The sequence below is a fragment of the Aquabacterium sp. genome (genome assembly GCF_004297345.1).
In the GTDB taxonomy this organism is placed as follows: Bacteria; Pseudomonadota; Gammaproteobacteria; order Burkholderiales; family Burkholderiaceae_C; genus Aquabacterium.
Genome location: NZ_SCTN01000618.1, coordinates 1 through 2,403, shown reverse-complemented (window position 1 = coordinate 2,403; position 2,403 = coordinate 1). Strand labels below are relative to the sequence as shown.

The window sequence follows — 2,403 nt, the reverse complement described above, 5'->3', positions numbered from 1 at the left end:
AGCATTGCTCGGCAGACCCGTTGCGCTCTGAACATCCGCGGCCGTGAAAATATCCATGCGCCGGATAGCCCGGAGCACACGCTCAATCTGCGTCATATGCCGATCCGGTACGGCTCCGCAAACTGCCGCTGCAATGTGATCTCCTCATTCTGCACCAGCAGTTCCGTCACCGCCCACACCATCGCATCCAGCCGGTTGGGAGATGGATCATTCGACTGCGGCGTCCAGGAGCAAAGCTCATCTTCCAGATCCCCCAGGCCTTCGACGTGATGCACCCGGCCCTGCTCATAGAGACTTGCCACCGGTTCCGCTCTGATGTGTTTCCCCCGGCTGGCCCATACTTTCCCGTACGATACATTCGGCTCGATCGTCCGCAGATTCGCTTCCACCAGATCCCCGCCGTTATTCACTTCGGCTACGATCTTGTCGAGACGCCTTGTCCGGTAAGCTGCAATTGCAATCTTAGCCCATCCCAGTGCGCTTTCCCGGCAGGACAAGTCCCGAAATATAATCACATGTCTGGATTCGGTGAGCATTGCCATGATAATGCCTGTCAGGTCAGAAGATTCCAGATGCGTTACTGCCGGGTCGATGGCTATGATGGTCCGCACGATGCGGTGCCAGTTGATATCGGCCTCTTTGATGCGCGTCGCGTCCAGCAGCTTGCGGGTCCACAGGGCGCCGGGTATGTCCTCGAGCAGTTCAGCTTCGATCTCCTGGCGGCCCAGTCTCGTGCCCCTGTAGGGATCAATTACGTCCGCGATGAAATCAGCCGACAGATTGGCGCGGTTCTCATCTGATGATCCGCGTGTGACGACGGTGCGGGGATTGGCAAGGATGGCTTTCAGGATTTTGAGCGGTTTTGGTGTAGTGGTGATGATGCCGCGCAGATGCGGGCCGGGCACGCGGAAACCGAACTGCACCTGGTCCCAGGCCTCCTGCGGCTGTTCGGTCGCGCACAATTCGTCAAACCAGAATTTGCGAAACTGCGGCCCGCGCAATCGCTCGGGGACATCCGCTGACCGCGTGATCCCGACAGCCCCGGATGGAAACTGCACCAGATGGCGCGTCGGATAATAAACGGGCCGCTGTCCGGGCGGGTAGCAGCTCATCAAACCAGACGGACCTTCAATCATGACATCACGGACATCCGATGCCGTAGGTGCAATCATGAGAATGCGTTCCGAGGGATCACGCGCCCATTCGCGGACTGTTTCGGCGCCCACGCGCGTGTTGTGAGTCGGAATCATGGCACGTCCGGCAAGGTACATGCTGTTTGGCGAATCGACGGTGATACATCTCATCGGGCCAGGCAACTCAATCGGCTCAGCCGCTTCAATCATGCGGTGGCGACGGCGCATCTGCTGCGAGCAGGAGAATGAAATCCGGTCAGCTTTGCGGGGAAGCCGGAAAACCTGCATCGTCGGGGTGAATGTCACCCGGTGTGAATCGTAATTCCCGCTGGTTTTCCGTTGTTCCCGCGTGGCTTTCATTCCGAGACTGCAAACCAGCTCGTAAACGCCGTCGGCCAGATTCAGATTTGTGTTGGAGAAACTCGCAGTCGAGGCTCGCTCTATGCCTCCGTCGGTGTCCATCAGACCTTGAAGCAACGCAAGTCTCTGCGGTATTGAAGCTCTGAGGTATAGCGGCGGTATGTGTTTATTCCGCAAAAGTCCAGTGGTTCTGAGCAGGATTTGCAATCCAAGAATGCCGAAATTCTGAGGATGGCTGTGCATCCTGCATTCGAATCCATCGCGTTCTATGTTTTTGATCAGGCTCGCCTGATCAGGTTCATGTTGCGTGATCGCAGCGCCATGCGACCCGCCGTCTCCGAGCCACGCGCCGAGCGTATAAGGCGGAATCGGCAGGCGAACGCGCGGCAGGTCAAGCGGCAGACAGTTCGGAATGCAGTGATTCAGATCCGCGCGCGCGGTCGGCTGCAGCAGAGTAGCTGCGATTTCAGAGGTGGTGCGGACTCGTGGGCCGGGAGAGTCTTCGTAAATGATCGGCGTTCGCCTGACATACTTCGCAGCGGCAAGATGAACCTTAAGCGATGACCGGCAAATACCGGCCCGGACAGCCGCTTTCCGGATTGACAGCCCGGATGCGATCAATGCAAGCGCTGGGCGGATGCGTGATTCACTGGGTTGCGTGCCGCAAATGCGGCGCAATTTCCACCGTGGCCAGTCCCGTGGAAAAACATGCTTGTCTTCATACGGACTGCGCAGAAGCGCCTTACGTTCCGCATACGTCCAGGTAACCCACTGGTGATCAGCACAGGCAAGGATCGACGCGCCGTCCCGGAAGCGGAGAGCATAAGCCGATGGCGGTGTCTCAATATCGGATACCCAAGTCACCCGGCATGTTTTCCCCTGTTCATCGAACAAGATGGCGCCGGGCTTG

The 2,403-nt window shown here is 58.1% G+C and carries 1 protein-coding gene; it reads right to left on the bottom strand.

Annotation, left to right across the window (positions count from 1 at the left end; translation table 11 throughout):
- Positions 1-92: 92 nt before the first annotated feature.
- Positions 93-2,403 (bottom strand): terminase family protein (locus tag EPO09_RS22170; RefSeq protein ID WP_290646798.1); only part of this gene is annotated, 2,311 nt, incomplete at its 5' end.